This window comes from Pseudomonas sp. TWI929 (assembly GCF_039673335.1).
Classification (GTDB): Bacteria; Pseudomonadota; Gammaproteobacteria; order Pseudomonadales; family Pseudomonadaceae; genus Aquipseudomonas.
The window spans coordinates 16,844-42,108 of record NZ_JBDJLK010000041.1; the positions used below are offsets into that span (position 1 = coordinate 16,844).

The following is a 25,265-nucleotide window of genomic DNA, read 5'->3' on the forward strand; positions in this document are numbered from 1 at the left end:
CAACCAGTGTCGATATTCTGAGTAGGGTAAAGAAATGGACATCAACCGCAGAGCAGGTTTCACCGCAGTATTGCGTCCATGGTCGCAGGCTGTCGCCCTTGAGCAGCGGATCCTTTTTGATGGTGCTGCCGCAGCTGCAGTGGACCAGCAGCATCACAGTGACCCTGGCTCGGCAGAGGCGAAAGACAGCAACCACCCGGCGCCTACCGCGAGCGAAGCTCAGACTGCTGCGCCCACCCCTACCCCACGCAACCTGGTGGTTATTGATGCACGTGTGGAAAACCGAGACCAGCTCGCGGCAGATCTACCGAGCGGTAGCACCGCGCTGGTGATCGACCCGGGCCAGGATGCCATCGCCGCCATCAGCAGTGCCTTGGCACAACTGGGCAAGGTCGATTCGATTCAGGTGTTTTCCCACGGCGCTTCCGGCCAGTTCACCTTGGGTAACCAGGTGTTTACCAGCCAGACGGTCGGGCAGCTGGGCGAGCGCCTGAGTGCCTGGCAAAGTGAACTCAACGTTGGCGCGGATATCCAGCTGTATGGCTGCGATGTTGGCGCTGGCAGCGCCGGCCAGGCACTGGTCAACGAGCTTGCCCGCTGGACTGGTGCTGACGTCGGTGCATCCAGCAATGCCACTGGCAGCCCCTTGGCCGGTGGTGACTGGCAACTTGAAGTCAGTCACGGGGAGCTAGACAAGGGCATCGCCCTGGCTGCAACCACCCTGGACAGTTTCCAGGGCCTGCTGGCCGATGCCAGCCCTACGGCTAGCCTGGGTTCCGGTGCTGCCGATGTGCAGTTGGGTGAACAGTTCACCTTTACCGTGAGCTTCAACAACCCCTCGGCCCAGGAAGGCTACGCCCCTTTCATCGATGTGTTCATGCCAGCAACCGGCCGCGACGGTGATGATGGCGTTACTTTCGTTTCCGCTACCTATCTAGGCCAGGTAGTAAACAGTTTCGTGATCACCTTCGATGCCAACGGCAACGCGACGCACCCACTGGCCAAGGACGCCAGCGGTAACCCGCTGGTGGTCAACGCGGCCAGCGTCGGCATGAAGCCCGGCGACCAGATGGTGGTCCTGCAACTGCCTTATGCCAGTGTCACCAACGGCCAACCGAGCATCGACCTGCAGATCACCGGGCAACTGAGCAACCTTGCCGACACCCATTACTCCGACGGTGCCCCAAACCTCACCATCAATACCCGCGCGGGCTTCGAGTACGGCAACGATTCGCTGAACAACCCGGTTCAGGACCCTAGCCTGGTGGAAAGCACGCTGCACAGTTTCATCGTCACCCCAACCCTGCTCAAGGTTACCCAGACGGTGAACATGCCGGAGGGTGAAACCGTCACCGGGCCGAACTTCACCCGCACCCAGACGATCACCGTGACGCCAGCGCCAGGCCAGACGCTAAGCAATGTCACCGTGACCCAGACCGTGCCGGACCAGGTGCATGTCAGCGCTATCACCCCAGGGCCAGGGGGGACACTGACCTCGGTCACCCTGCACGACGGTACCGTGCTGACCAGCCCTGCCCTCATCGCCCTGGCACTGGCCAACCCCAATGCCTTCGTGGCCAGTTACGATATCCATTACGATACCCTGAGCGCCGCCAGCGAAACCCAGGTCTCCTTCTATGTACCGGAAATCGATGCCAACGGCCGGCCAGTGATCGACCCGGCTACTGGCAACCCGGTATCGATCAATTTCGGCACTGCCAGCGTGACCGGCGACTGGAACCCGCTGGACCCTCGTGACCGCCCAGCCGACCCTGACGGCTACCCTTTCAATGAAACCGCCAGCGGTCAGGGCGTGACCTTCGTTGCAAAGTCAATCACGCTGCTCAAGCAAGTCGACCTGCAGAATGATGTCGGTACACCCGGCCTTACCCCCGGTGACACCTTGCGCTACACCATGGATGTGGCCATTTCCGACTTCTTCGCGTTCGGCGAAAACATCCTTGAGCAAGGCCAGTTCACCCTCACCGACCTGCTCAGCGATGGCCAGACATTCGAGCCAGGCAATCCGCCAACGCTGTTAATTCAGCAGCATGGTGCCAGCCAGAGCATTACGCTGCTCTACACCCAGGCGTTAAATGCCGACGGCAGTACCACGCTGGTGTTCGACATTGCCGAGTCGATCCGCCAGGCCATCGCTGGCCCCGGTGTTGCGGCACTGTTCGGCGACCTCTATGACAACGACGTGCAGGAAGGTGCCACGCGGCTGAGCATCGTCTATTTCGCACTGGTCGACACCACCTACACCAGTGACCACCCGCCCCACGACCAGCTCAACGAAGGCGACAGCGTCGGCAACAACGCCACGGTGGATGCGACCGTGCTGCGCGACCCGGTGAACATCGGCGGTACTCAGACGGATGGTTCCAGCACCTCGAGTACCATTCAGAGCTCGGCCGTCGACATCGAGCTTACCCAGGTCAATGGTGGTAACCCCCCGAGCAACGGCGAACTGCGCCCAGGCGACGTAGTGACGTTCACCATTACCTACGATTTGCTGGTAGCCGATTACGAAAACTTCAAGCTCACGGCCTATCTGCCGCTGCCATTGCTCAATGCCGCCGGCATCAACTGGAGCTTTGGTACAAATCCCGGCCAGTGGGCGTTCGGTATCGGTAACACGATCCTCGACGTGCCTGACAGTGTTACCACCGGTGCGGGCAACTCGATCATCTTCGACTTTGGCAACTTCGTCTCTGGCGGCCTCAGCGGTGGCACGGTCCAGGTGCGTTTCACCATGGTCGTTGGCGACCAACCGTTCGCCGACCAGCGCGAACTGGATGTGTTGGCGCAATCGAGCCAGACCACCACGGTGGACAAGAATGTACTGACATCATCTGACGTGGCGGTGATCGAATCGGTCGCAGAGCCGGTGCTGGATATAAAACACGGCGTGGTGTCCAGCAGTAACGGCACGGTCACCGGCACCACCGGTACCTGGGCACAGCCAGGCACCACTGGCGTACCGTTCAGTGGCAGCATCACCAGCCTTGCGGCGGTAGATGGCAATGTCAGCGGCATTGATGGCGCCGATACCCTGCGCCTGGCAACAGCCCTGAAAAACAGCGGTGGTGGCGGAGCCTTCGATGTCAGCACCAGCATCAGCCTGCCTACCGGGCTGGCATTTGTTGGCGGGAGCCTGAGCGCTGCCAACCTGCAGGTGCACCGTGGTGACGGCACCTTGCTGGTAGCGGGGATCGACTACAGCGTCAGCGGTAACGTCATCACCTTCCTCGACGCCAACGGCCAGGCGACACTGCTCGCCGGCCGCGCCGGCACCAGCAATGACACCTCGGGTGCCAACGTGGTGGTCATCACCTACGACGTCACCGTGGCCAATGCCATTCTCGCCTCCAGTACCCTGCAGAGCAGCGCGGCACTGACCAACTACGCCAGCGTCGAGGGTGGCCAGGACTTCACTCCGACCGATCTGGTGGAGGTCGCCAACCAGCAGGTGGCTGCACCGACCATCAGCAAGACCTACAAGGACGGCAGCCTCACCGACGACGACTCAAGCGCAACGCACACCACCGGCAGCAACCTGGTGATTGGCGAGAGCATTACCTATGACATCGTAGTCACGCTGCCCGAAGGGGCTACCGGCAGCCTGCGCATCAATGACCTAATCCCCCCCGGCCTGCGCCTGGACCCGCGGTTCAACGGCAATTCAGGCTACCAGATCATTACTACCGCGGCGGGCAGCGCGGTTTTGACAGCTGACTTCAATGGTGTGCTCAGCGTAAACCCCGTTACCCTGGATGGCAGTGACGGTGCCGACCTGATGCTGGTGTTCGGCAGCGCCGGGGCCACCGCCGATAACCTGACCGGCAACAACAGTTTCGTCATTCGTCTGGTGCTGGTCGCCAGCAACGTGATCAGCAACCAGCAAGGCACCACGCTCAGCAATGGCGCGCAGTTGCTGTATAGCGATCCCGATGGCGATACCCCTAACGGCACCGTTGCCATTGATCGGAGCATCAACAGCGCACAACAGCCGGGCGTTACCGTCGTCGAACCCACCCTCAGCGTCAGCCAACAGGTCATTTCAACCCCGGTCTTTGGCGGTTTCGACGAAGGCGATACGGTTGTCTTCACCATTACCGTGGCCAACAACTCGGGGACTGACGCGTTCGACATCAGCTTGCTGGATGTGCTGCCGAGCGAGATCGACAACCTGACGATCAGTGGCACTATCCAGTACAACGGCGGGGCCACCAACAATGGCGGCGTCGACTTTGTCATTCTCAATGGCCAGTTGGTGACAGCAAATGGCGCCAACATAGACATCGCCAACGGCGGCAGCATCGTCATCACCCTGAGCGGCGTGGTCAATGCCAATGCCGCTGGCCAGGCAGTGATCCCCAACAATGTCGACGTGCGTTGGAGCAGCCTGGACGGGAGCAGCATTACCACAGACACCGTCAACGGCGAGCGCAGTGGCGACGACGGTATTCTCAATGGCGGGGCACTGAACGACTACCGGGTGTTGAGCGCCTTGCTGATTCCCGTCACCAACGGCATAGATGTATCTCGCGTTGGCGGCGTCAGCGACACACCCGCAGCCATTAACGGCAGCGGCGCAACCGACACCAGCGGCCTGGTGGAAACCGTGGTGGTTGGCGAAATTGTCCGTTATCGGGTAGCCGTGTTGGTGCCAACAGGCGACAACCCCAATTACCAGATACGCATCGAACTGGCCGCAGGCCTGGAGTTCATCCCCGCCGACCTCAACAACATCCTGATTGCCATGGTATCGAGCCAGCTGGGCGGCCTCACCACCGATGCCACCGACCTGCTCAGCGGTGGCACGTTGTACATGACCGGTAACCAGAACAGTGATGTGGCATTGCCGATCCATACCGACCTGGGCGGCGTAGCCCCCTCCGGCAACTTTGACGGGGACAATGGCCGGCTGCTGATCACCACCAACGCCGATGGCAGCCAGACCATCACCTTCAACCTCGGCAACCTGACCAATATCGAGACCAACGACAACGATATCGAAGGCGTGATCCTCGAGTTCAACGTGCGCGTCAGCAATGTGGCCGGCAACCAGGCCAATGCGCAGTTGGGCATGACCGTGTTCGAACACGTGGGTGACAATGGCGGGGTTGACCGGGGCAAGAGCGACACCGTGTTCGAGCGCGTGGTGGAGCCTGGCTTCAGCAACATGGACAAGTCGGTCATCGATGTCGCCCCGGGGGCTGGTGCAACCACCACCGCCACGGTGTCGGTCAGCTTCACTCAGAATGGCGAGGTAGCGGCGTTCAATACCCACCTCGCAGACCAGTTCCCCAATGGCAGCAACTATCAGGTGCAGAGCATCCTGCTCAATGGCGTGGCGCTGGACCTGGGCAACCTGCCGGCTGGTGTCAGTTTTACCGATGGCACCGCGATTGCAGTGGACTTTGCCCGGCTTGCGCCGAACGACGCGGTCCAGGTGATCTATACCGTCACCCTGCCTAACGTGACCATCGCCGACAATGCCGCCAGCTCTGCGGTGCTGACCTGGACCAGTCTGCCCACCGACTTCGAAACCAACGGTTGGGGCGGCTCGCTCCCCTCAACGGCCGGTGGCGCAACCGGCGAGCGTACTGGCCAGGACGGTGCGGCGGGGCTGAATAACTACATCCTCAGCGATGGCGCCGGCATGGGCGTGGTTCAGGGCACGTTATGGGACGACACCCGCAGTGCCACAGACAACGTCAACCCCGACGGCCCTGGCCTGGACGGCATCGGCGTAAGCCTTACCTGGGCCGGTGATGACGGCCAGTTCGGCACCGCTGACGACCGTACCTTCTCCACCGTTACCGCCAATGGTGGCCAATACCAGTTCGCTCTGCTGCCCTCCGGCAGCTACCTCATCGCGGTGGCGCAGGACCATCAGGCCAGCGCCAACAACAGCTTCCACGTGCGTATCGACAGCGACACCGGCACCGCGAGCGCAGGCTTGGGCACCATCAGCCTCAGCCTCGGTGAAGGTGATACCGGTACGGCCGACGCCGGTTATGTGCATGTCAACGAGGCGCCGGTCAACACCGTGTCCGACCAGCATGGGCTGGAGGACACGGTCCTGCATATCGGCGGGCTGGCCATCAGCGACGTGGACGTCAATAGCGGCAATGCCGATGGCGTCCTGACCATCACCCTGACGGTGGTACACGGTGTCATCTGGCAGGCTGCCACCCCGCCTGCAGCCACCGCCACGCCGCCCGGCAGTGCCGGCCGCAGTCTGGTACTTACGGGCACGCTGGCCGAACTCAACATCTTGTTGAGCCAGCTGTATTACAAAGGCGACCAGGACTTCAACACCTTCCGCGACGCGGAAACCCTGACGATGGTCACCAATGACCAGGGCAATTTCGGCGACGCCCCCGTCAATGGCGATGGTATCCCCGGGCAGAGCCCGGCAGATGCGCTGAGTGACACCGACGTGATGAATATCATCATCGACCCGGTCAACGACGCCCCGGTTGCCAACCCAGACCTGGCCATTGCCGTGGAAGCCGGTGGTTTCAACAATGGCGACCCAGGTGTGAACCCAACTGGCAATGTGCTCAGCAACGACACTGATGTCGATATCCAGACCAACAATGACAGCCTCACCGTCACCCGCATCGCCAATAACACCACGCCGGCCGGCTTGGCGGTGGGCGTAAATGGCGTCACTGTGCTGCAGGGTTTGTATGGCACTTTGCTTATCCGCGCCAATGGCGGTTTCCAGTACATCGTCGATAACGCCAACCCGGCCGTGCAGGCGCTGCGTACCGCTGGTAATTTCATCAGTGATTTCTTCGCTTACGACATCGTCGACAGCGGCGGCCTGAGCAGCCGCGCGGTGTTGCAGGTCAATGTCCATGGCGCCAACGACACCCCGCTGGCCAGCGGCGATATCGCCACCGCCATCGAAGCTGGCGGGACTAACAACGGCACCCCCGGGCAGGATGCGGTCGGCAACGTGCTGGACAACGACAGCGACGTGGATGCCGTGGCCCTGGGCGAAACAAAGCAGGTAAACGCGGTACGCTTCGACGGCCCAGGTGGTGGGCTGATCATTCCGGTGTCCAGCGGCCAATCAACCAGCGTGGCGGCTAATTTTGGCAGTTTGACGATCAATGCCGATGGCAGCTACCGCTACGTGGTCGACAACAGCAACGCCACCGTCCAGGCCCTTTCGCCTGGCCAGACACTGGTCGAGCAGTTCACCTACCAGATGGTCGACGCGGGCGGTTTGAGTTCCGTGACTGTCCTGGTGATCACCATCCAGGGCGCAAACGATGCCCCGCTGGCGACGGATGACCACGCCACTGCAAGCGCGGGCGCCAGCGACGGCACGCCGGCGCCGGTGAATGCCACGGGTAACGTGATAACCGGCGCTGGTGGCGTGGGCGCTGACACCGACGTCGACGACCTCGACCAGCCAGCCGCCACCCAGCTGAAGGTGGATGGCGTGCGCAGCGGCCTGGAGAGTGCCGGCGGCACGTTAAGCCCGGTGAGCAATGCCGCCCCTGCTACGATCAGCGGCACCGTGGCGCGTCTGGCCGACAACAGCCTGATCAGCGGCAACTTCGGCCAGTTGGTCCTCAACGAGGACGGTACCTACACCTTCACGGTCAATAGCGCCGACCCGGCGATTCGCGCACTGGCTGCAGGGCAGGCGCTGGACGTGGTCTTCACTTATCAGATCCACGACAGCGGCGGGTTGACCGACCAGGCGCAACTGGTGATTACCGTCACCGGGGTCAATGACCCGCCCGTGGTCAACCCGGTCAGCATCGATGCCATCGAGGCCGGAGGGCTGAACAACGCCAACCCCGGCCTGGACCCGAGTGGCAGTATCCGCGCGGCGTACAGCGACCCGGAAGGCGATACCCTGACGGTGAGCGGGATCATCAGCCCGACCGGCGCCAGCGGTACCCCAGGCCAGGCGCTGGCAGGCAACTATGGCAGTTTGGTACTGGATGCGCTGGGCAACTATCGCTATGTGGTGGACAACAGCAACGCTGCCGTACAGGCGCTGCGCACCGACGCTGACCGGCTTGTCGAGGTGTTCCAGTACAGCGTCAGCGATGGCAACGGCAAGGTTGTTACCGCCACCTTTACCGTGGTCATCCATGGTCGTAACGACACCCCGGTAGCGCTCGACGACAACGCAATTGCCATCGAGGCCGGTGGCATCGACAACGGCACGCCCGGGCAGGCCGGCAACGGCAACGCGTTGCTCAACGACAGTGACGTAGATGCCGGTGACGGCAAGTTGGTTGACGGCATTTTCCTGGGCACCCTCGTCGCTGGCGGCACCTTTATCCAGGTCAATGCGGGCCCGACCCTCGTGGCCGGGGCCTACGGCACGCTGAGCATCGATGCCAACGGCAACTATATCTACACCGTCAACGACAGCCTGGCCGCCGTGCAAGCGCTCAAGGCCGGCGAACAGTTGCGCGAAACGTTCAGCTACCGCATGCACGACACTGATGGTGCCAGCTCACAGGCACAGATCAACATCACCATCCTGGGCCGCTACGACGCGCCGGTGGCGCATGACGATTTCGCTTTCGCGGTCGCTGAGGACGACGACGGCCAAGGCGGGCGCAACCCCAGCGGCAATGTGCTGAACAACGACACCGACGTTGATGCCAACGACAGCAAGGTGGTCACCGCCGTGGGCGTGGGTGCGCAAAGCAGCAACCCCACGCTCGACCCGTTGACCGCAAGCGCGACGGTCACTACCAACTACGGCACCCTGACGCTCAACGCCGACGGTAGTTACCGTTTCGTGGTCAACTCCAGCGACCCGGACATCATTGCGCTGGGCCCGTTGGGCTTCGTCATCCAGCGCTACACCTACCAGGTCACCGACGGCGGCGGGTTGAGCGACACCGCTACCCTGACCATCTTCATCCGCGGCGAAAACCAGCCCCCCATCGCCGGCCCCGACCAGGCACAGGCCACCGAGGCTGGCGGCGCCGACAACAGTATTCCGGGCAGCAACCCCAGCGGCAACGTGATGGTCAATGACAGTGACCCTGACACCATCAACATCCTGTTCCCGGAAACCCTCGAAGTATTGGCGTTCTGGACCGGTGACGGCCCCTTGCCCAGCAACGCCAGCCTGGTCGGGCAGACCCTGCGCGGCCAGTACGGCGACCTGACGCTCAATGGCGACGGCACCTGGAACTATGTACTGGACAATAGCCTGCAAGCTGTTCAGCAATTGCGTGTCAGCGGCCAGACCCTGGTGGACAACTTCACCTACCTGCTGGCCGATTTATGGGGGGGCACTGCCAATGGCCTGCTGACCATCACCATCGACGGTCGCAACGACTACCCGGTGGCCAATGACGACACAGCCACCGCAGTGGAAGCCGGTGGCGTGAACAATGGCACTGCCGGCGTCGATCCGCGCGGCAATGTGCTGGGCAACGATACCGATGTAGACGGTGAGCAGTACGGCGAAACCAGGACGGTGCTGCAGTACACCGGCGAAAATGGCCAGATGGCTGTGGCCGGGCAAGTGCTGCAAGGCCTGTACGGCACCTTGCTGATCAATGCTGACGGTAGCTATCAATATGTGGTCGACAACAGTAATGCGACGGTACAGGCCATGCGCAGCGCCGGAGAATCGCTGCGGGAAGTGTTCACCTATCGCATGCGCGATACCGCCGGCATCACCGCAGATGCGCGCCTGACCGTAACCATCCAGGGGGCCAACGACAACCCGGTGGCCCGAGACGACAGCAACAGCGCCAGCGACCAGGTGCCTGCACCTCATACCAGCGGTAACGTACTGCCTAATGACAGCGATGTGGATGCTGGCGACGGGCTGACCGTGACTGGCATCCGCAGCGGCCAGGAAGCTGGCACCGGTACCTCAGGCCTGATCGGCCAGCCCATCGCCGGCCAGTACGGTACCCTGTTGCTCAACGCCGACGGCAGCTACACCTACACCATCGACCTGAGCAACCCCGACGTCCTCGCAGCAGCAGGCCTTGGGCAAGTGCTCAGGGACTACTTTACCTACACCATCAGCGACCTGGCAGGTGCTACCGACCAGGCCCAGCTGGTGATCACGCTGGATATCTCCAGCCCGTACATCCCGCCTGGCCCCTATTTCGACCGCGACAGCCGTGCCGGCCAGGCCGGGTTGCCGCTACCGGACGTCAGCCCGGCCATCTTCGTCGGGCCGGTGGTCGAGCGGGTTAACCAGATGCTTGCATTGTCCGCCTGGGGCGCCGATGGCAGCGATATGCGCCTGTTCGCCACGCCAGAAATCGAAAGCCAGTCGCTCGGCAACCAGCTGGGCCAGGTCAATGGCCAATTCGTTGCCCGGGCAGTGGGCGAAAGCCGGCGCGCCAGCGCCGAAGACCAGCATTGGGTCGATGGCCGCCACGGGGTCATCAGCCTGACTGCCGATGGCCTGCTGCCAGACCCTTCGGTGTGGGCCCCTGCGCACACCGACATGGTCGGGCAGCCGGATAAAAAACCACAGGCCGCGCACGGGTTCCGTGCGCAATTGCGGGAGGCCGCCATGCGTCGCGGTAGCAACGCCCAATGAAGCCGATGCATTCACGGATGGACCAAGGACAGCCTATGTCAGTATCGACCTTTAAGACCCTGGGCAGCTTCGCTGCCGTCAGCCTCCTGCTCAGCGCCTGCTCGGCCTTCGAGCCAAAACCCTATAGCGAAGATGAAATGCGCCAGCGGGTGATCGAAGATCAGGCGCGCATGTACAAGGAGCAGGAGCCCGTCAACGGCACAATCACGTTTTATGAAGCCTCGGCACGTGCACTCAAATACAACCTCGATTACCGCCTGAAACTGCTGGAAAGCGCGCTGGCATCTGACCTGCGCGATGTTTCCAGCCATGAGATGCTGCCGCGTCTGGTGGCCTCGGCCGGCTATGCCGGGCGTAACAACGATTCTGGCGGCACCTCCATCGGCATCGAGGACCGCCAGGTCAGCTTGCGCCCTTCGACGTCCGAGGAGCGTTACCGCACGCTGTACAGCCTCGGGCTGTCATGGAGCTTGCTGGACTTCGGGGTTGCCTATTTCCGCACGCAGCAGAAGAACGACCAGATCCTGATGGCCGAGGAGCGCCGTGAAAAAGTTGCGCAGAACGTGCTGCAGGACGTGCGCAACGCCTACTGGCGCGCACTTGGCGCCCAGCGCCTGTTGCCCGAGGTGGACGGCTTGTTGATGCGCACCCATCGCGCCCTCACCGCAGCACGTGAAGCCGAGGGTAGAGGCCTGCTGCCACGCCAGGACATCCTCGCCTACCAGCGCGCCCTGCTCGACTCGGTCTACATGCTCACCGTACGCCGCCAGGACCTGGAGTTCGCCCGCGCCGAGCTGGCTGCACTGATGTCGCTACCGCCCAATACCCGCATGGTCCTGGCCGATACCACCGAGCCGCCGTTGCCATTGCTCAACAGCAATGTCGAAAAACTGGAGCGGCTGTCCCTGGAGCGTCGGCCGGAAATCATGGAAGAGTGGTATCGCAAGCGTGTCAGCATGAACGACCTGAAGATCGCCAAGGCCCAGTTGTGGCCGAACGTGAGTTTCAATTACGGCTACGAATACGACTCCAACAAGTACCTGTACAACAGCGACTGGAACCAGACCGGCATCAATGTATCGATGAACTTGCTGCGTCTGCTGCAATACCCAGACATCACCGCAGCGGAAAAAAGCCAGGAAAAAACCGATGACATGCGCCGTACCGCATTGTCCATGGCCATCCTGACCCAGGTACGTGTCGGCCTGCTGCGTTACCAACTGGCACGCCAGGAGGTTGAGTTTGCCGACGAGAGCCTGCGCGTCGACCAGAGCCTGCTCGACTACGCGCAGTCCTCGCGCAGTGCGGCGTTAGGCAGCGAACTGGAACTGATCCGTGCCGAAGGCCGCCTGCTGCTATCGCGATATCAGCGGGAGGCTGCCTACTCCGACGCTCAGGCAGCGTGGGGGCGGCTGTACAACTCGATCGGTTTCCAGGTCATGCCCAAGGAAATCGAGCAACATGACGTGAAGACACTTGCACGGGAGATCCAGAACACTGTGGAACAACAGACGCGGGACAACCTTGTGGCGGCAGAGCGCTAATTGGCCCTCTGCCTGAGTGCAGATATGAAACCGTGATACGGCGTGTGCACCCAGCAGCGCCGCCCTGGCAGCTACACTCAGTCGACACATGCCTGCACAGAGACCGCCGCCATGGCTACACAAACCGCAATCGTGTTCGCCGGCGGCGGTAGTTTGGGTGCGGTGCAGGTAGGCATGCTGAAGGCCTTGGTCGAGGCCAATGTCAAATTCGATAGGGTGATTGGCGCTTCGGTGGGTGCAATCAATGGCGCCTACTTTGCAGCAAGGCCCAATGCGCAAGGCGTCGAGACACTCGCCAGGTTCTGGCTGGGGCTCAGTAGAGCCGACATCTTCCCCTGGTCCTGGCTCGATACCTGTAGAGGCCTGATCAAACGGCGCGGGTTTCTGCTGCAGCCGGCTGCCCTGCGCCGATTGCTTGCTCAGGCACTGCCTATTCATCGCATTGAGGATGCAGAACTGCCCCTGCACATCGTCACCACCGACTTGCTCAGTGGTGCAGAGAAAGTGCTGTCTGATGGCGAGCTTGAGCAGGCGTTACTCGCCAGCGCTGCGATCCCGCTGGTGTTCCCTAGCGTGCAGATTGGCGGCCAGTTCCTGGTGGATGGCGGCGTTTCAAGCAACACGCCTATTTCGACTGCCGTAGCATTGGGCGCCAACAACGTTGTGGTAATTCCCACCGGGCTCAGTTGCGCCTTGACGCAGCCGCCCAAGGGGCTGGTTGCCCTGGCCCTGCACACCGTCAACCTGATGAGCATGCGCCAGTTGGTGAGCGACATCGAACACTTCCGCGCGCTCACCAGCCTTCATATCGTGCCGCCCTTGTGCCCTGTCGATGTCTCGGTGTTCAACTTCAATCAGACCGAGTCACTGCTGCAACGTGCCTATGAGCAGACGCTGCGATGGTTAGAACACGGCGGACTTGAACGAACCAAGGTGCCTGGTGCCCTGACCATTCACTCTCATGGCTAAGGCAGCTGATCACCAGACTCGGTCAAGCCAGCCCGCCAAAGCGCTTGTAGAAACTCTCGTTCACATCCGGCAAAGGCCCGTCTGCCGTCTCCAGTGCAGCGTTCAGCCACTCCTCCGCCTTGGCAAACACCAGGCGATAGAGGTTACGGCACAACTGGCGTGCGGCCCTTCCCTCCCAATCCCCTGGCAGTAGCTCGTCAGGCAATTGCGGGTCGCGCAGCAGCAAGCGGCGGTACTCGTGAATCAGCAGCGTGCGTGCCAGGAAGCAATCTTGCGCATCGAGCTGTTGCTGCTCTTTCAGGCCTTGCCACAGAGGCCGGAACAGCTGGATGAACTCGCTGTACTGCTGCCCCAGCTCATCGATGCGCCAGCTTTCCCTTACCTGGGCGCGCATGGCCTTGGACGCAAGTACTTCCTGGGTGTGGGTTTCGAAGACGATGCTGTCGTCGCTGGCCTCAAGGTCGCGCAAGGTGGCAGCCAGATCGGCGCGGTCTGCCCGTGGGCAGCCCAGCAGGTTCGGCGCCATGACACCAAACCCCTGCCATTCCAGTTCTTCACGCAAGGCCTTGCGCTTGCCGGCCTCGAGTTGCGACAGCAACACCAGCGTCCAGGCCCCGTCCCAGGCTGGTTGGCTAGGGCTGTAGACCCGTTTGAAGGCTTTCTCGAACCGCCGGCGGCCAGTGCCGGTCAGGCTGTAGTAACTGCGCCGGCCAACCTTTTCAGCGGTAAGCCAGCCTTCCTTGGTCAGGCGGAAGATCGACGTGCGGATCAGCCGCTCATTGATGCCGATCGGCTCCAGCAGGTTGATCAGGCTACCCAGCCAGACGGTGCCGCCGTGGGGCTCGATGGCATCGCCGTACAAGGTGATGATCAGGGAGCTGGCGCGGATTGGCGTCTGTTCCTGAAAGCGAGTGATCAGAGTGTTCAGTGGGGCAAGATTGCTCATGGGCGAACTGTGCGCAGGTAAAGCAGCGACTATACCTGCGCGGCGGGCCGCCTGGCCATTGCGTGACGTTGCCAGGCTCATGCCGGTGCCTGGCCTTTGGGCCTGACACCGGTGTCTTCCATGCGTGGCCGCCCTGGTTCGGCTTCGGCCAGCGGTGGGCATTCGACCATGGTGTTCATGCAACGCTGCGCCAGGTGCTGATACTCCGCCGTGCCGCGCTGCTTCCAGGCCAGCTCCTGTTCGCTCAACGGCCGTTTGACCTGGGCTGGCGAGCCCATTACCAGGCTTTGCTCTGCACATTCGAAGCCGGCCTTGACGAACGCAGTAGCTGCGACGATGCAGCGTGGTGCCACACTGGCGCCATCCATTACCACCGCGTTCATGCCAATCAGGGCGTCCTCGCCTACTCGGCAGCCGTGCAACACAGCACCATGGCCAACATGCCCGTTGCGCTCCACTACCGTGTCGCCCCCCGGGAATCCGTGCATCACGCAGGTGTCCTGCAGGTTGGCGCCCTCTTCCAGCACAATGCGGCCGAAATCCCCCCTCAGCGATGCCAGTGGGCCAATGTAGCAACCAGGGCCGACGATCACGTCGCCGATCAGCACTGCGCTTGGGTGCACGTAAGCGGTGGGGTGAACCACGGGCGTCAGGCCGTCCAGTCGATAGCAAGGCATGGCGAAGCTCCTGAAATGATTTGAAATGCCACTCGATCTTGTATCACAAGGTAATTGGTCGTCAATCGTCTCTGCCGTGTATCACTTTTGCCGAACCTGTCTTGCGACGCCAAAAGCAGGCTAATGTCCACTAAATAATTGTGCTGAATCCTTTGATCAGATCGAAAAGCTCAGTCATCAGTATCGCCTAAAATTCACAAAGGGATACATTATGATATTTTTGATGTTGATTTCGTGTATCGCATAATGCATATACTGGACTCACCTGGTCGTGACCCAGCCTCACGCCCCTGCAAACAATTCCAAGAAATGCCGGCCCCACGATGTGCCGTGCCTGCAGCCAGAGGAACCCGACATGCCGCGATATCTCGATGTGCAGGCGCCGGAAAACGGCGTCCAGCTCATTACCTTGCAACGGCCCGAGGCACTGAACGCCCTGTGCACCGAGTTACTGGCAGAACTGGCCGCTGCGTTGGGCGCAGCCGCACAAGACGACCAGACCGGTGCCGTGGTGATCACCGGTAGCCGCAAGGCATTCGCCGCAGGCGCCGACATCCGCGAAATGGCCGAGCGCGACCTGGTCGGCATCCTCAATGACCCACGCGTGGCCCATTGGCAAAGCATCGCCGCATTCGCCAAGCCGCTGATTGCCGCAGTCAACGGCTACGCCCTGGGCGGTGGTTGCGAACTGGTGATGTGCGCCGACATCGTCATTGCCGGCAGCGACGCTCGTTTCGGCCAGCCGGAAATCAATCTCGGCATCATCCCGGGTGCCGGTGGCACCCAGCGCCTGTTGCGCGCCGTGGGCAAGCCGCTGGCCATGCAGATGGTGCTGACCGGCGAGGCCATCAGCGCCCGCCACGCACAACAGGCCGGCCTGGTCAGTGAAATCACCCAGCCCGAATTCACCGTAGAGCGGGCCATGCAGGTCGCTCGCAACATCGCCGCCAAGGCGCCTCTGGCGGTGCGCCTGGCCAAGGAAGCACTGCTCAAGGCCGGTGATACCGACCTCGCCAGCGGCCTGCGCTTCGAGCGCCATGCATTCACTTTGTTGGCCGGCACTGCCGACCGCGACGAAGGCATTCGAGCCTTTCAGGAAAAACGCCAGGCCCGCTTCCAAGGCCGCTGATCATCATTCCCCCGACTGACGGAGCGAGTCTGTCATGACTTTCCAGCACATCCTGTTTTCCATCGAGGACGGCGTCGCCCTCCTCTCGTTGAACCGCCCCGAGCAACTGAACAGCTTCAACACCGCCATGCACCTGGAAGTGCGCGAAGCGCTCAAGCAAGTGCGCCACAGCAGCGAAGCGCGGGTGCTGCTGCTGACCGGCGAAGGCCGTGGCTTCTGTGCCGGCCAAGACCTGTCTGACCGCAACGTCGCACCAGGTGCCGAAATGCCAGACCTGGGCGAGTCGATCGACACGTTCTACAACCCACTGGTACGCACCCTGCGCGACTTGCCGCTGCCGGTAGTCTGCGCGGTCAACGGCGTGGCTGCCGGTGCCGGCGCCAATATCCCGCTGGCCTGCGACCTGGTGCTGGCTGCGCGCTCGGCCAGCTTCATCCAGGCCTTCTGCAAGATCGGCCTGGTGCCGGACTCTGGCGGTACCTGGCTGTTGCCGCGCCTGGTCGGCATGGCGCGCGCCAAGGCCCTGGCGATGCTGGGTGAGCGCCTTGGCGCCGAACAGGCCCAGCAATGGGGGCTGATCCACCGCGTGGTGGACGATGCAGCCCTGCGTGACGAAGCCCTCGCCCTCGCCCGCCAGCTTGCCACCCAGCCTACCTACGGCCTGGCCCTGATCAAGCGCAGCCTCAATGCCAGCTTCGACAACGGTTTCGATGAGCAGCTCGAGCTGGAGCGCGACCTGCAGCGCCTGGCCGGGCGCAGCGAAGACTACCGTGAAGGCGTAAGCGCCTTCATGAACAAGCGCACGCCAGCATTCAAGGGGCGCTGAACATGGGTGCACTCGCAAGCAATGTGCAGGTGGCGGTCATCGGTGCCGGTGCCATGGGTGCCGGCATCGCCCAGGTCGCGGCCCAGGCCGGGCACCCGGTAAAGCTCTACGACAACCGCCCGGGTGCTGCCGCCCAAGCGGTGGCCGGCATCGACCGGCAACTGGCTCGCCTGGTGGAAAAAGGCAAGTTGCAGGCCGCTGCGCACGAAGCGATCAGCGCCCGCCTGTACCCTGTGGACACCCTCGACGCATTGGCCGATGCCGGCCTGGTGATCGAAGCCATCGTCGAAAACCTGCAGGTAAAGCAGGCGCTGTTCAGTCAGCTCGAGGCCCTGTGTGCCGCCGACTGCATCCTCGCCAGCAACACCTCTTCCCTCTCCATCACCAGCCTCGCCGCCGGCCTTGAACGCCCGCAGCAAGTGGTTGGCATGCACTTCTTCAACCCGGCACCACTGATGGCCCTGGTCGAAGTGGTCTCGGGCCTGGCGACCGACCCCGGTGTGGCCGCAAGCGTCTACGACACCGCCCAGGCCTGGGGCAAGCAGCCGGTGCACACGCGCTCCACGCCGGGCTTTATCGTCAACCGTGTGGCGCGGCCGTTCTATGCCGAAAGCCTGCGCCTGTTACAGGAAGGTGCAGCCGATTGCGCCAGCCTCGATGCGCTGCTGCGCGATGCCGGTGGCTTCCGCATGGGCGCATTCGAACTCACCGACCTGATCGGCCACGACGTCAATTACGCCGTTACTTGCTCGGTATTCGATGCTTTTTATGGCGACTTCCGCTTCCAGCCTTCGCTGGTGCAAAAAGAGCTGGTAGACGCCGGCCGCCTCGGCCGCAAGACCGGCCAAGGCTTCTATAGCTATGCCGAAGGCGCCGAGCGCCCGCAGCCTGCCGAGCTGCACAGCGCCGCCTGCGCGCAAGCCTGCGTCGTCGAGGGCCACCTGGGCGTGCTGCAGCCGCTGGTCGAGCGCCTGCGTCAGAGCGGCATTGGCGTAACCCAGCGTGCCGGTAGCGGCCTGATCCAGGTCGGTGACGCCACCCTGGCGCTGTCCGATGGCCGCCTCGCCAGCCAGCGCGCCCGTGAAGACGGCCTGCGCAACCTGGTGTTGCTCGATCTCGCCTTGGACTACGGCACCGCCACCCGCCTTGCCATCAGCTGGTCGGCCGATACCACCGACGGCGCCCGCGACCAGGCCGTGGCCTTGCTGCAACGCGCCGGCCTGAAAGTGACCGCTGTTGCCGACCTGCCCGGCCTGGTGGTGCTGCGCACTGTGGCAATGCTCGCCAACGAGGCCGCCGATGCCGTGTTGCAGGGCGTAGGCAGCGCTGCCGACATCGACCTGGCCATGCGCGCCGGCGTCAATTACCCCTGCGGCCCGCTTGCCTGGGCCGCGAACATTGGCATCCGCCACACCCTGTGCGTGCTCGACAACCTGCAGCGCAGCTATGGCGAGAGCCGTTACCGCCCCTCGTTGCTGTTGCGCCGCTGCGAAGCCAAAGGAGGCACCCTGCATGACTGAAGTGGAACTGGCACAAGCCTGTGCCGACGCCATGTACGCCCGCGACCAGGCCACCCAGGGCCTGGGCATCAGCCTGCTGGATGCCGGCCCGGGCCAGGCATGCCTGCGCATGCCGGTACGTGCCGACATGATCCAGGGGCATGGCACCTGCCATGGCGGTTTCCTGTTTGCCCTGGCCGATTCGGCGTTTGCCTTCGCCTGCAACAGCTACGACCAGGCCACCGTGGCGCTGGGCTGCAGCATCGACTACCTGGCGCCGGCACTGCGCGATGACGTGCTTACCGCCCGCGCCAGCGAAGTCAGCCGCAAAGGCCGCACCGGCCTGTATGACGTACGCATCGAGAACCAGCGCGGTGAGCTGGTGGCGATGTTCCATGGCAAATCCTACAAAGTGCGCGGCACCGTGCTGGCGCAGGAGACGCAAGATGTCTGAACACACCCTCACCGATGCCTTGATCATCGACGCCGTGCGCACGCCCATTGGTCGCTATGCCGGTGCCTTGAGCAGCGTACGCGCCGATGACCTCGCGGCGGTTCCGCTCAAGGCGCTGATCCAGCGTCACCCCGAACTGGACTGGAAAGCCGTGGACGACGTTATCCTCGGCTGTGCCAACCAGGCCGGTGAAGACAACCGCAACGTGGCGCACATGGCCAGCTTGCTGGCCGGGCTGCCCCTTGAGGTGCCGGGCACTACTATCAACCGCTTGTGCGGGTCTGGCCTGGATGCCATCGGCAATGCCGCCCGCGCCCTGCGCTGTGGCGAAGCCGGGCTGATGCTGGCCGGTGGTGTGGAGTCGATGTCGCGTGCGCCGTTCGTGATGGGCAAGTCGGAGCAGGCATTCGGTCGCGCGGCCGAGCTGTTCGACACCACCATCGGCTGGCGTTTCGTCAACCCGCTGATGAAGGCCGCCTACGGCACCGATTCGATGCCGGAAACCGCCGAGAACGTGGCCGAACAGTTCGGCATCTCCCGCGCCGACCAGGACGCTTTCGCCCTGCGCAGCCAGCACAAGGCGGCAGCAGCCCAGGCCCGCGGCCGCCTGGCACAGGAAATCGTACCGGTCGAGATCCCACAGCGCAAAGGCCCGGCCAAAGTGGTCGAGCACGACGAGCACCCACGCGGCGACACCACCCTGGAGCAACTGGCCCGTCTCGGCACCCCGTTCCGTGAAGGCGGCAGCGTTACTGCCGGCAATGCCTCCGGGGTCAACGATGGTGCCTGCGCCCTGCTGCTCGCCAGCAGTGCTGCCGCCCGCCGCCACGGCCTGAAGGCTCGCGGCCGCATCGTCGCGATGGCCGTGGCCGGGGTAGAACCACGGCTGATGGGCATCGGCCCGGTGCCGGCAACCCGTAAGGTGCTGGAACTGGCCGGCTTGTCGCTGGCCGACATGGACGTCATCGAGCTCAACGAGGCTTTCGCCGCGCAAGGCCTGGCGGTACTGCGCGAGCTGGGCCTGGCCGATGATGACGCACGGGTCAACCGCAATGGCGGCGCCATCGCCCTCGGCCACCCGCTGGGCATGAGCGGTGCGCGCCTGGTCACCACCGCCTTGCACGAACTGGAAGAAACCGCCGGACGCTACGCCCTGTGCACCATGTGCATCGGCGTTGGCCAAGGCATTGCCATGGTTATCGAGCGCCTCTGAGCGGTTCTGACCATCGGCCTGTTACCGAACCGAACGCAGCCGTATATGCTGCGCTCATGACACTCACCGCGTGGCCCGCAACCGGTGCCGCGCGGCGTACAAGAACAATTCGAGTGAAGCCATGAACATGTACCATGATGCCGATCGTGCCCTGCTGGACCCGATGGAAACCGCCAGTGTCGACGCCCTGCGCCAGCACCAGCTGGACCGCCTGCGCTGGAGCCTGAAGCACGCTTACGACAATGTGCCGCTGTACCGCCAGCGCTTTGCCGAATGCGGCGCCCACCCCGATGACCTCAAGTGCCTGGAAGACCTGGCCAAGTTCCCCTTCACCGGCAAGAACGACCTGCGCGACAACTACCCCTACGGCATGTTCGCCGTGCCGCAGGAAGAGGTGGTGCGCCTGCACGCGTCCAGCGGCACCACTGGCAAGCCGACGGTGGTCGGCTACACCCAGAACGACATCGACACCTGGGCCAATGTGGTCGCCCGCTCGATCCGCGCCGCGGGTGGGCGCAAAGGCGACAAGGTGCATGTTTCCTACGGCTACGGCCTGTTTACCGGCGGGCTTGGCGCGCATTACGGTGCCGAGCGCCTGGGCTGTACGGTGATCCCCATGTCTGGCGGCCAAACCGAGAAGCAGGTGCAGCTGATTCGCGACTTCCAGCCCGACATCATCATGGTCACCCCGTCCTACATGCTCAACCTGGCCGATGAAATCGAGCGCCAAGGCATCGACCCGCATGACCTCAAGCTGCGCCTGGGCATTTTCGGCGCCGAGCCATGGACCGACGAGTTGCGCCGTTCGATCGAGCAACGCCTGGGCATCGATGCCCTCGACATTTATGGCCTGTCGGAAATCATGGGGCCTGGGGTGGCGATGGAGTGCATCGAGACCAAGGATGGCCCGACCATCTGGGAAGACCACTTCTACCCCGAGATCATCGACCCGGTCACCGGTGCGGTGCTGCCAGACGGCCAGTTGGGCGAGCTGGTGTTCACCTCGCTGAGCAAGGAAGCCCTGCCGATGGTGCGCTACCGCACCCGCGACCTCACCCGCCTGCTGCCCGGCACTGCCAGGCCAATGCGGCGGATCGGCAAGATTACCGGCCGCAGCGACGACATGCTGATCATTCGCGGGGTCAACGTGTTCCCGACCCAGATCGAGGAGCAGGTGTTGAAAATAAAACAACTTTCCGAGCTGTATGAGATTCATCTGTATCGCAATGGCAACCTGGACAGTGTCGAGGTGCATGTGGAATTGCGTGCGGAGTGCCAGCACCTCGATGAAGGCCAGCGCAAGCTGGTGGTCGGCGAGCTGAGCAAACAAATCAAGACCTACATCGGCATCAGCACCCAGGTGCGCCTGCAGCCGTGCGGTACGCTCAAGCGCTCCGAGGGCAAGGCTTGCCACGTGTTCGACAAACGGTTGGCCAGCTGATTCATTCGGCTGCCTTTTCGGCCCCGGCATTGTCCGGGGCTTTTTTTTGCCTTTGAGAATGCCGGGGGCGCTGTGCGCCCCTTTCGCGACGCAAGGCCGCTCCCACATGGGAATGCGACCTCCTTGGCCAGCAAAGCGATACACAAATCTTATTCGATACACATAAAACTGTTTGACGTTATGTTTTGTATCGCTTACAAATGACTCATGCCTTAGCAGGAGTCGCAGCACATGTACGCACAGCTAGTGGAAACCGGAGTCAAACGCGTCAAGTCGCTGGAAGAGATGTCGCCCGAAGAGCGCAACTTCCAGGAAAAGATCGACGCCGAAATCAAGATCGAAGCCAAGAACTGGATGCCTGACGCCTACCGCCAGACCCTGATCCGGCAGATCTCCCAGCACGCTCATTCGGAAATCGTCGGCATGCTGCCCGAAGGCAACTGGGTCACCCGTGCCCCCAGCCTCAAGCGCAAGCTCCAGCTGATGGCCAAGATCCAGGACGAAGCCGGGCACGGCCTGTACCTGTACAGCGCCATGGAAACTCTGGGTGCCGACCGTGACGAAGAAATCGCCAAGCTGCACAGCGGCAAGGCCAAGTACTCGAGCATCTTCAACTACCCCACCCTCAGCTGGGCCGACATGGGCGCAGTGGGCTGGCTGGTAGATGGCGCCGCCATCGTCAATCAGGTAGTGCTGCAGCGCACCTCCTACGGCCCTTACTCGCGCGCCATGATCCGCATCTGCAAGGAAGAGAGCTTTCACCAGCGCCAGGGCTACGAAATTCTCCTGACCATGATGCGCCACGGCACCCAGGCGCAACGCGACATGGTCCAGGACGCGATCAACCGCCTGTGGTGGCCGTCGCTGATGATGTTCGGCCCTAGCGACGAACACTCGCCCAACAGCGCCCAGTCCATGGCCTGGAAGATCAAGCGCCAGACCAACGACGAACTGCGCCAACGCTTCATCGACCAGACCGTGCCGCAGCTCGAACTGCTCGGTTGCACTGCCCCCGACCCTGAACTGAAGTGGAACGCCGAACGCGGCCACTACGACTTCGGCGAGATCCAGTGGGACGAGTTCTACGAAGTGCTCAAGGGCAATGGCCCGTGCAACCAGGAACGTGTCGCCACCCGGCGCAAGGCCATCGAGGACGGCGCCTGGGTACGCGAGGCCGCCGTGGCCTACGCGCGCAAGCAACAGAACAAGAACGCCGCCTGAGCGGCGATTGATGCGGAGATCGAATATGTCTGTCTGGACCCTCTACGAAGTGTTCGTGCGCAGCAAGCACGGCCTTAACCACAAGCATGTTGGCAGCGTGCACGCCGCCGATGCCGCGATGGCCATCGAAAACGCCCGCGAGCTGTACACCCGCCGCAGCGAAGGCGTAAGCCTGTGGGTGGTGCCTTCGGCACTGATCACCGCCTCCTCCCCGGACGAGAAAGACCCACTGTTCGCCCCTGCGGACGACAAGGTCTACCGCCATGCCAGCTTTTACGAGCTGCCCGACGAAGTCGGACACATGTGAGGTTGGCCATGCACAACGAAGCCCTTATCCCCTACCTGCTGCTGCTTGGCGACAGTGCCCTGGTGCAGGGCCAGCGCCTCTGCGAATGGTGTGGCCACGCGCCGGCCATCGAAGAAGAACTGGCCCTGATGAACGTCGGCCTCGACCTGGTCGGCCAGGCGCGCAACTGGCTGGAGTACGCCGCCGAGCTGCTCGATGACGGCCGTGATGCCGATGCCCTGGCCTTCCGCCGCGATGAGCGCGCCTACTGCAACCTGCTGCTGGTCGAGCAACCCAACGGTGATTTTGCCGTGACCATGACCAAGCAGTTCCTCTACGACGCCTGGCACTTCGCCGTGCTGCAAGGGTTGGTCGAGTCCAGTGATGCGCGTATTGCCGGCATTGCCGCCAAGGCCCTGAAAGAAGTCACCTACCACCTGCGCCGTTCCAGCGAATGGGTACAGCGCCTGGGCGGTGGTACCGAAGAAAGCCGCCAGCGCATGCTCGCCGCCATCCCGGCGCTGTGGCGCTTCACCGTCGAGCTGACGGCTGCCAGCGATAACGAAGTGCGCTTGGCCGAAGCCGGTATTGGCGCGGACCCGGCAACTGTTGGCGCCGCCTGGCTCAAGCAGGTAAGCGCGACCTTCGCGTCGGTTGAACTGCCACTGCCGAAGGCCGCCAGCCATTTCTACCTGGATGGCCGCAAAGGCCTGCACACCGAGCACCTGGGCCTGCTGTTGGCCGAGATGCAGTTCCTGCCAAGGGCCTACCCCGATGCGACCTGGTGAGCTGATTGCTGGCGACCGCGGTGCGCGGGCGCAGCAAGGCGACGACCTGGCCCGGGCCTGGGCGGTGCTGGGCGAGGTCATGGACCCGGAAGTGCCAGTGGTCAGCGTGGTTGACCTGGGGATCGTGCGCGACCTCGACTGGCGCGCCGGCCACCTGCACCTGGTGGTCACCCCGACCTACTCCGGCTGCCCGGCAACCGAGGTGATCGAAGGTGACATTCGCCAGGCACTGGAACAGGCCGGTTTCTGCGCGCCAGATCTTGAGCGCCGGCTGACCCCGGCCTGGAGCACCGACTGGATCAGCGAACTGGGCCGCGAGCGCCTGCGCGCCTACGGCATTGCCCCGCCACAGGGCAGCGCCAGCAAGCGTAGCCTGCTTGGCGAAGCCCCCTTGGTGTGCTGCCCACAATGCGGCAGCGCCCATACCGAATTGCTCAGCCAGTTCGGTTCCACGGCCTGCAAGGCGCTGTATCGCTGCCGCGAGTGCCTGGAGCCGTTTGACTATTTCAAATGCATTTGAGCCGTGGAGAACGCCATGAGCCAGTTTCACAGCCTGACCATCAAGCAAGTGCGCAACGAGACCCGTGATGCGGTGTCGATTGCCTTCGATGTGCCCGAGCACCTGCAGCAGCAGTTCCGTTTCACCCAGGGCCAGTACCTGGTCATGCGTACCCAGCTGGACAACGAAGAAGTCCGCCGCTCCTACTCCATCTGCAGCGCCGTGCAGGACGGCGAACTGCGCGTGGCGGTCAAGCGCGTGCCGGGTGGGCGTTTCTCGGCGTTTGCCAACGAAGTGCTCAAGGCCGGCCAGCAACTGGAAGTGATGCCGCCATCCGGCAGCTTCTTCGTGCCGCTGGACCCGGCTCGCCAGGGCAATTACCTGGGGGTGGCTGCCGGCAGTGGCATCACGCCGATCCTATCGATCATCGCCACTACCCTGGCCAGCGAGCCGCACAGCCGCTTCACCTTGCTGTACGGCAACCGTTCCAGCTCCGGCGCGCTGTTCCGCGACAAACTGGAAGACCTGAAAAACCGCTACCTCGACCGCCTGAACCTGATTTTCGTGTTCAGCCGCGAGCAACAGGATGTCGACCTGTACAACGGCCGCATCGATTCCGACAAGTGCGGCCAGCTGTTCTCGCGCTGGATGGACGTTGCAAACCTGGACGCGGCGTTCATCTGCGGCCCCCAGGCAATGACCGAGACTGTGCGTGACAGCCTGCAAGCCAACGGCATGGCCAAGGAACGCATCCACTTCGAACTGTTCGCCGCCGCTGGCAACGAAGCCCGCCGCGAAGCCCGTGAAGCGGCGCGCCAGGTGGACTCGGCGGTCAGCCACATCACCGTGATCAGTGACGGCCGCGCCCTCACCTTCGACCTGCCGCGCAACAGCCAGAACGTGCTGGACGCCGGCAATGCCATTGGCGCCGAGCTGCCCTATTCGTGCAAGGCCGGCGTGTGCTCCACCTGCAAGTGCCGGGTGATCGAGGGCGAAGTGGAAATGGACAGCAACCATGCCCTGGAAGACTACGAAGTGGCAGCCGGGTATGTGCTGTCGTGCCAGAGCTACCCGGTAAGCGACAAGGTGGTTCTCGACTTCGACCAGCTCTAAGACCGCGTCGCCTGATTCGCGGGCATGCCCGCGAAGAGGCCATTAGCGACACCGCAACACCCGAGTGACCTCAACAAAACAATTACA

The 25,265-nt window shown here is 62.9% G+C and carries 16 protein-coding genes; 14 read left to right on the plus strand and 2 right to left on the minus strand.

Annotation, left to right across the window (positions count from 1 at the left end; translation table 11 throughout):
* The first annotated feature begins 34 nt into the window (after positions 1 to 34).
* From ABE456_RS17245 to ABE456_RS17255, 3 genes are all read left to right on the plus strand, one after another.
* Entirely contained in the window at positions 35 to 10,573 is a 10,539-nt protein-coding gene (locus tag ABE456_RS17245) for a VCBS domain-containing protein (RefSeq protein ID WP_346644990.1), read from the plus strand.
* 35 nt (positions 10,574 to 10,608) lie between these two features.
* On the plus strand, positions 10,609 to 12,117 hold the full coding sequence (locus ABE456_RS17250; protein WP_346644991.1) for a TolC family protein: 1,509 nt from the start codon (positions 10,609 to 10,611) through the stop codon (positions 12,115 to 12,117).
* Between the two features lie 111 nt (positions 12,118 to 12,228).
* Positions 12,229 to 13,086, plus strand: coding sequence for a patatin-like phospholipase family protein (locus ABE456_RS17255; protein ID WP_346645011.1), 858 nt, complete (start codon positions 12,229 to 12,231; stop codon positions 13,084 to 13,086).
* A 22-nt stretch (positions 13,087 to 13,108) separates the two neighbouring features.
* Here the strand turns inward: ABE456_RS17255 and paaX are convergent, their stop codons facing one another.
* Together paaX and paaY are read right to left on the minus strand one after the other, a co-directional pair.
* On the minus strand, positions 13,109 to 14,032 hold the full coding sequence (gene paaX / locus ABE456_RS17260; RefSeq protein ID WP_346644992.1) for a phenylacetic acid degradation operon negative regulatory protein PaaX: 924 nt from the start codon (positions 14,030 to 14,032) through the stop codon (positions 13,109 to 13,111).
* Positions 14,033 to 14,109: 77 nt separating this feature from the next.
* Positions 14,110 to 14,709, minus strand: coding sequence for a phenylacetic acid degradation protein PaaY (paaY, locus tag ABE456_RS17265; protein WP_346644993.1), 600 nt, complete (start codon positions 14,707 to 14,709; stop codon positions 14,110 to 14,112).
* A 355-nt stretch (positions 14,710 to 15,064) separates the two neighbouring features.
* Here paaY and paaF point away from each other — a divergent pair, with 355 nt between their 5' ends.
* From paaF to paaE, 11 genes are all read left to right on the plus strand, one after another.
* Complete coding sequence (paaF, locus tag ABE456_RS17270) at positions 15,065 to 15,838, plus strand: 2,3-dehydroadipyl-CoA hydratase PaaF (RefSeq protein WP_346644994.1); 774 nt, start codon at positions 15,065 to 15,067, stop codon at positions 15,836 to 15,838.
* A 34-nt stretch (positions 15,839 to 15,872) separates the two neighbouring features.
* Positions 15,873 to 16,664, plus strand: coding sequence for a 2-(1,2-epoxy-1,2-dihydrophenyl)acetyl-CoA isomerase PaaG (gene paaG / locus ABE456_RS17275; protein WP_346644995.1), 792 nt, complete (start codon positions 15,873 to 15,875; stop codon positions 16,662 to 16,664).
* 2 nt (positions 16,665 to 16,666) lie between these two features.
* Complete coding sequence (gene paaH / locus ABE456_RS17280) at positions 16,667 to 18,184, plus strand: 3-hydroxyacyl-CoA dehydrogenase PaaH (protein WP_346644996.1); 1,518 nt, start codon at positions 16,667 to 16,669, stop codon at positions 18,182 to 18,184.
* On the plus strand, positions 18,177 to 18,617 hold the full coding sequence (gene paaI / locus ABE456_RS17285; protein WP_346644997.1) for a hydroxyphenylacetyl-CoA thioesterase PaaI: 441 nt from the start codon (positions 18,177 to 18,179) through the stop codon (positions 18,615 to 18,617). The genes paaH and paaI overlap by 8 nt, the downstream gene beginning before the upstream one ends.
* A complete protein-coding gene (gene pcaF, locus ABE456_RS17290; protein WP_346644998.1) occupies positions 18,610 to 19,830 on the plus strand; it encodes a 3-oxoadipyl-CoA thiolase in 1,221 nt (406 codons plus the stop codon). The genes paaI and pcaF overlap by 8 nt, the downstream gene beginning before the upstream one ends.
* A gap of 121 nt (positions 19,831 to 19,951) precedes the next feature.
* On the plus strand, positions 19,952 to 21,271 hold the full coding sequence (paaK, locus tag ABE456_RS17295) for a phenylacetate--CoA ligase PaaK (protein WP_346644999.1): 1,320 nt from the start codon (positions 19,952 to 19,954) through the stop codon (positions 21,269 to 21,271).
* A gap of 231 nt (positions 21,272 to 21,502) precedes the next feature.
* Positions 21,503 to 22,492, plus strand: a complete 990-nt coding sequence (gene paaA, locus ABE456_RS17300; protein ID WP_346645000.1) for a 1,2-phenylacetyl-CoA epoxidase subunit PaaA — start codon at positions 21,503 to 21,505, stop codon at positions 22,490 to 22,492.
* Between the two features lie 25 nt (positions 22,493 to 22,517).
* On the plus strand, positions 22,518 to 22,799 hold the full coding sequence (gene paaB / locus ABE456_RS17305) for a 1,2-phenylacetyl-CoA epoxidase subunit PaaB (protein WP_013972614.1): 282 nt from the start codon (positions 22,518 to 22,520) through the stop codon (positions 22,797 to 22,799).
* An 8-nt stretch (positions 22,800 to 22,807) separates the two neighbouring features.
* A complete protein-coding gene (gene paaC, locus ABE456_RS17310; protein WP_346645001.1) occupies positions 22,808 to 23,566 on the plus strand; it encodes a 1,2-phenylacetyl-CoA epoxidase subunit PaaC in 759 nt (252 codons plus the stop codon).
* Entirely contained in the window at positions 23,553 to 24,086 is a 534-nt protein-coding gene (paaD, locus tag ABE456_RS17315) for a 1,2-phenylacetyl-CoA epoxidase subunit PaaD (protein ID WP_346645002.1), read from the plus strand. Before paaC ends, paaD begins: the two co-directional genes overlap by 14 nt.
* Positions 24,087 to 24,101: 15 nt before the next feature.
* On the plus strand, positions 24,102 to 25,178 hold the full coding sequence (gene paaE / locus ABE456_RS17320; protein ID WP_346645003.1) for a 1,2-phenylacetyl-CoA epoxidase subunit PaaE: 1,077 nt from the start codon (positions 24,102 to 24,104) through the stop codon (positions 25,176 to 25,178).
* Positions 25,179 to 25,265 lie beyond the last annotated feature (87 nt).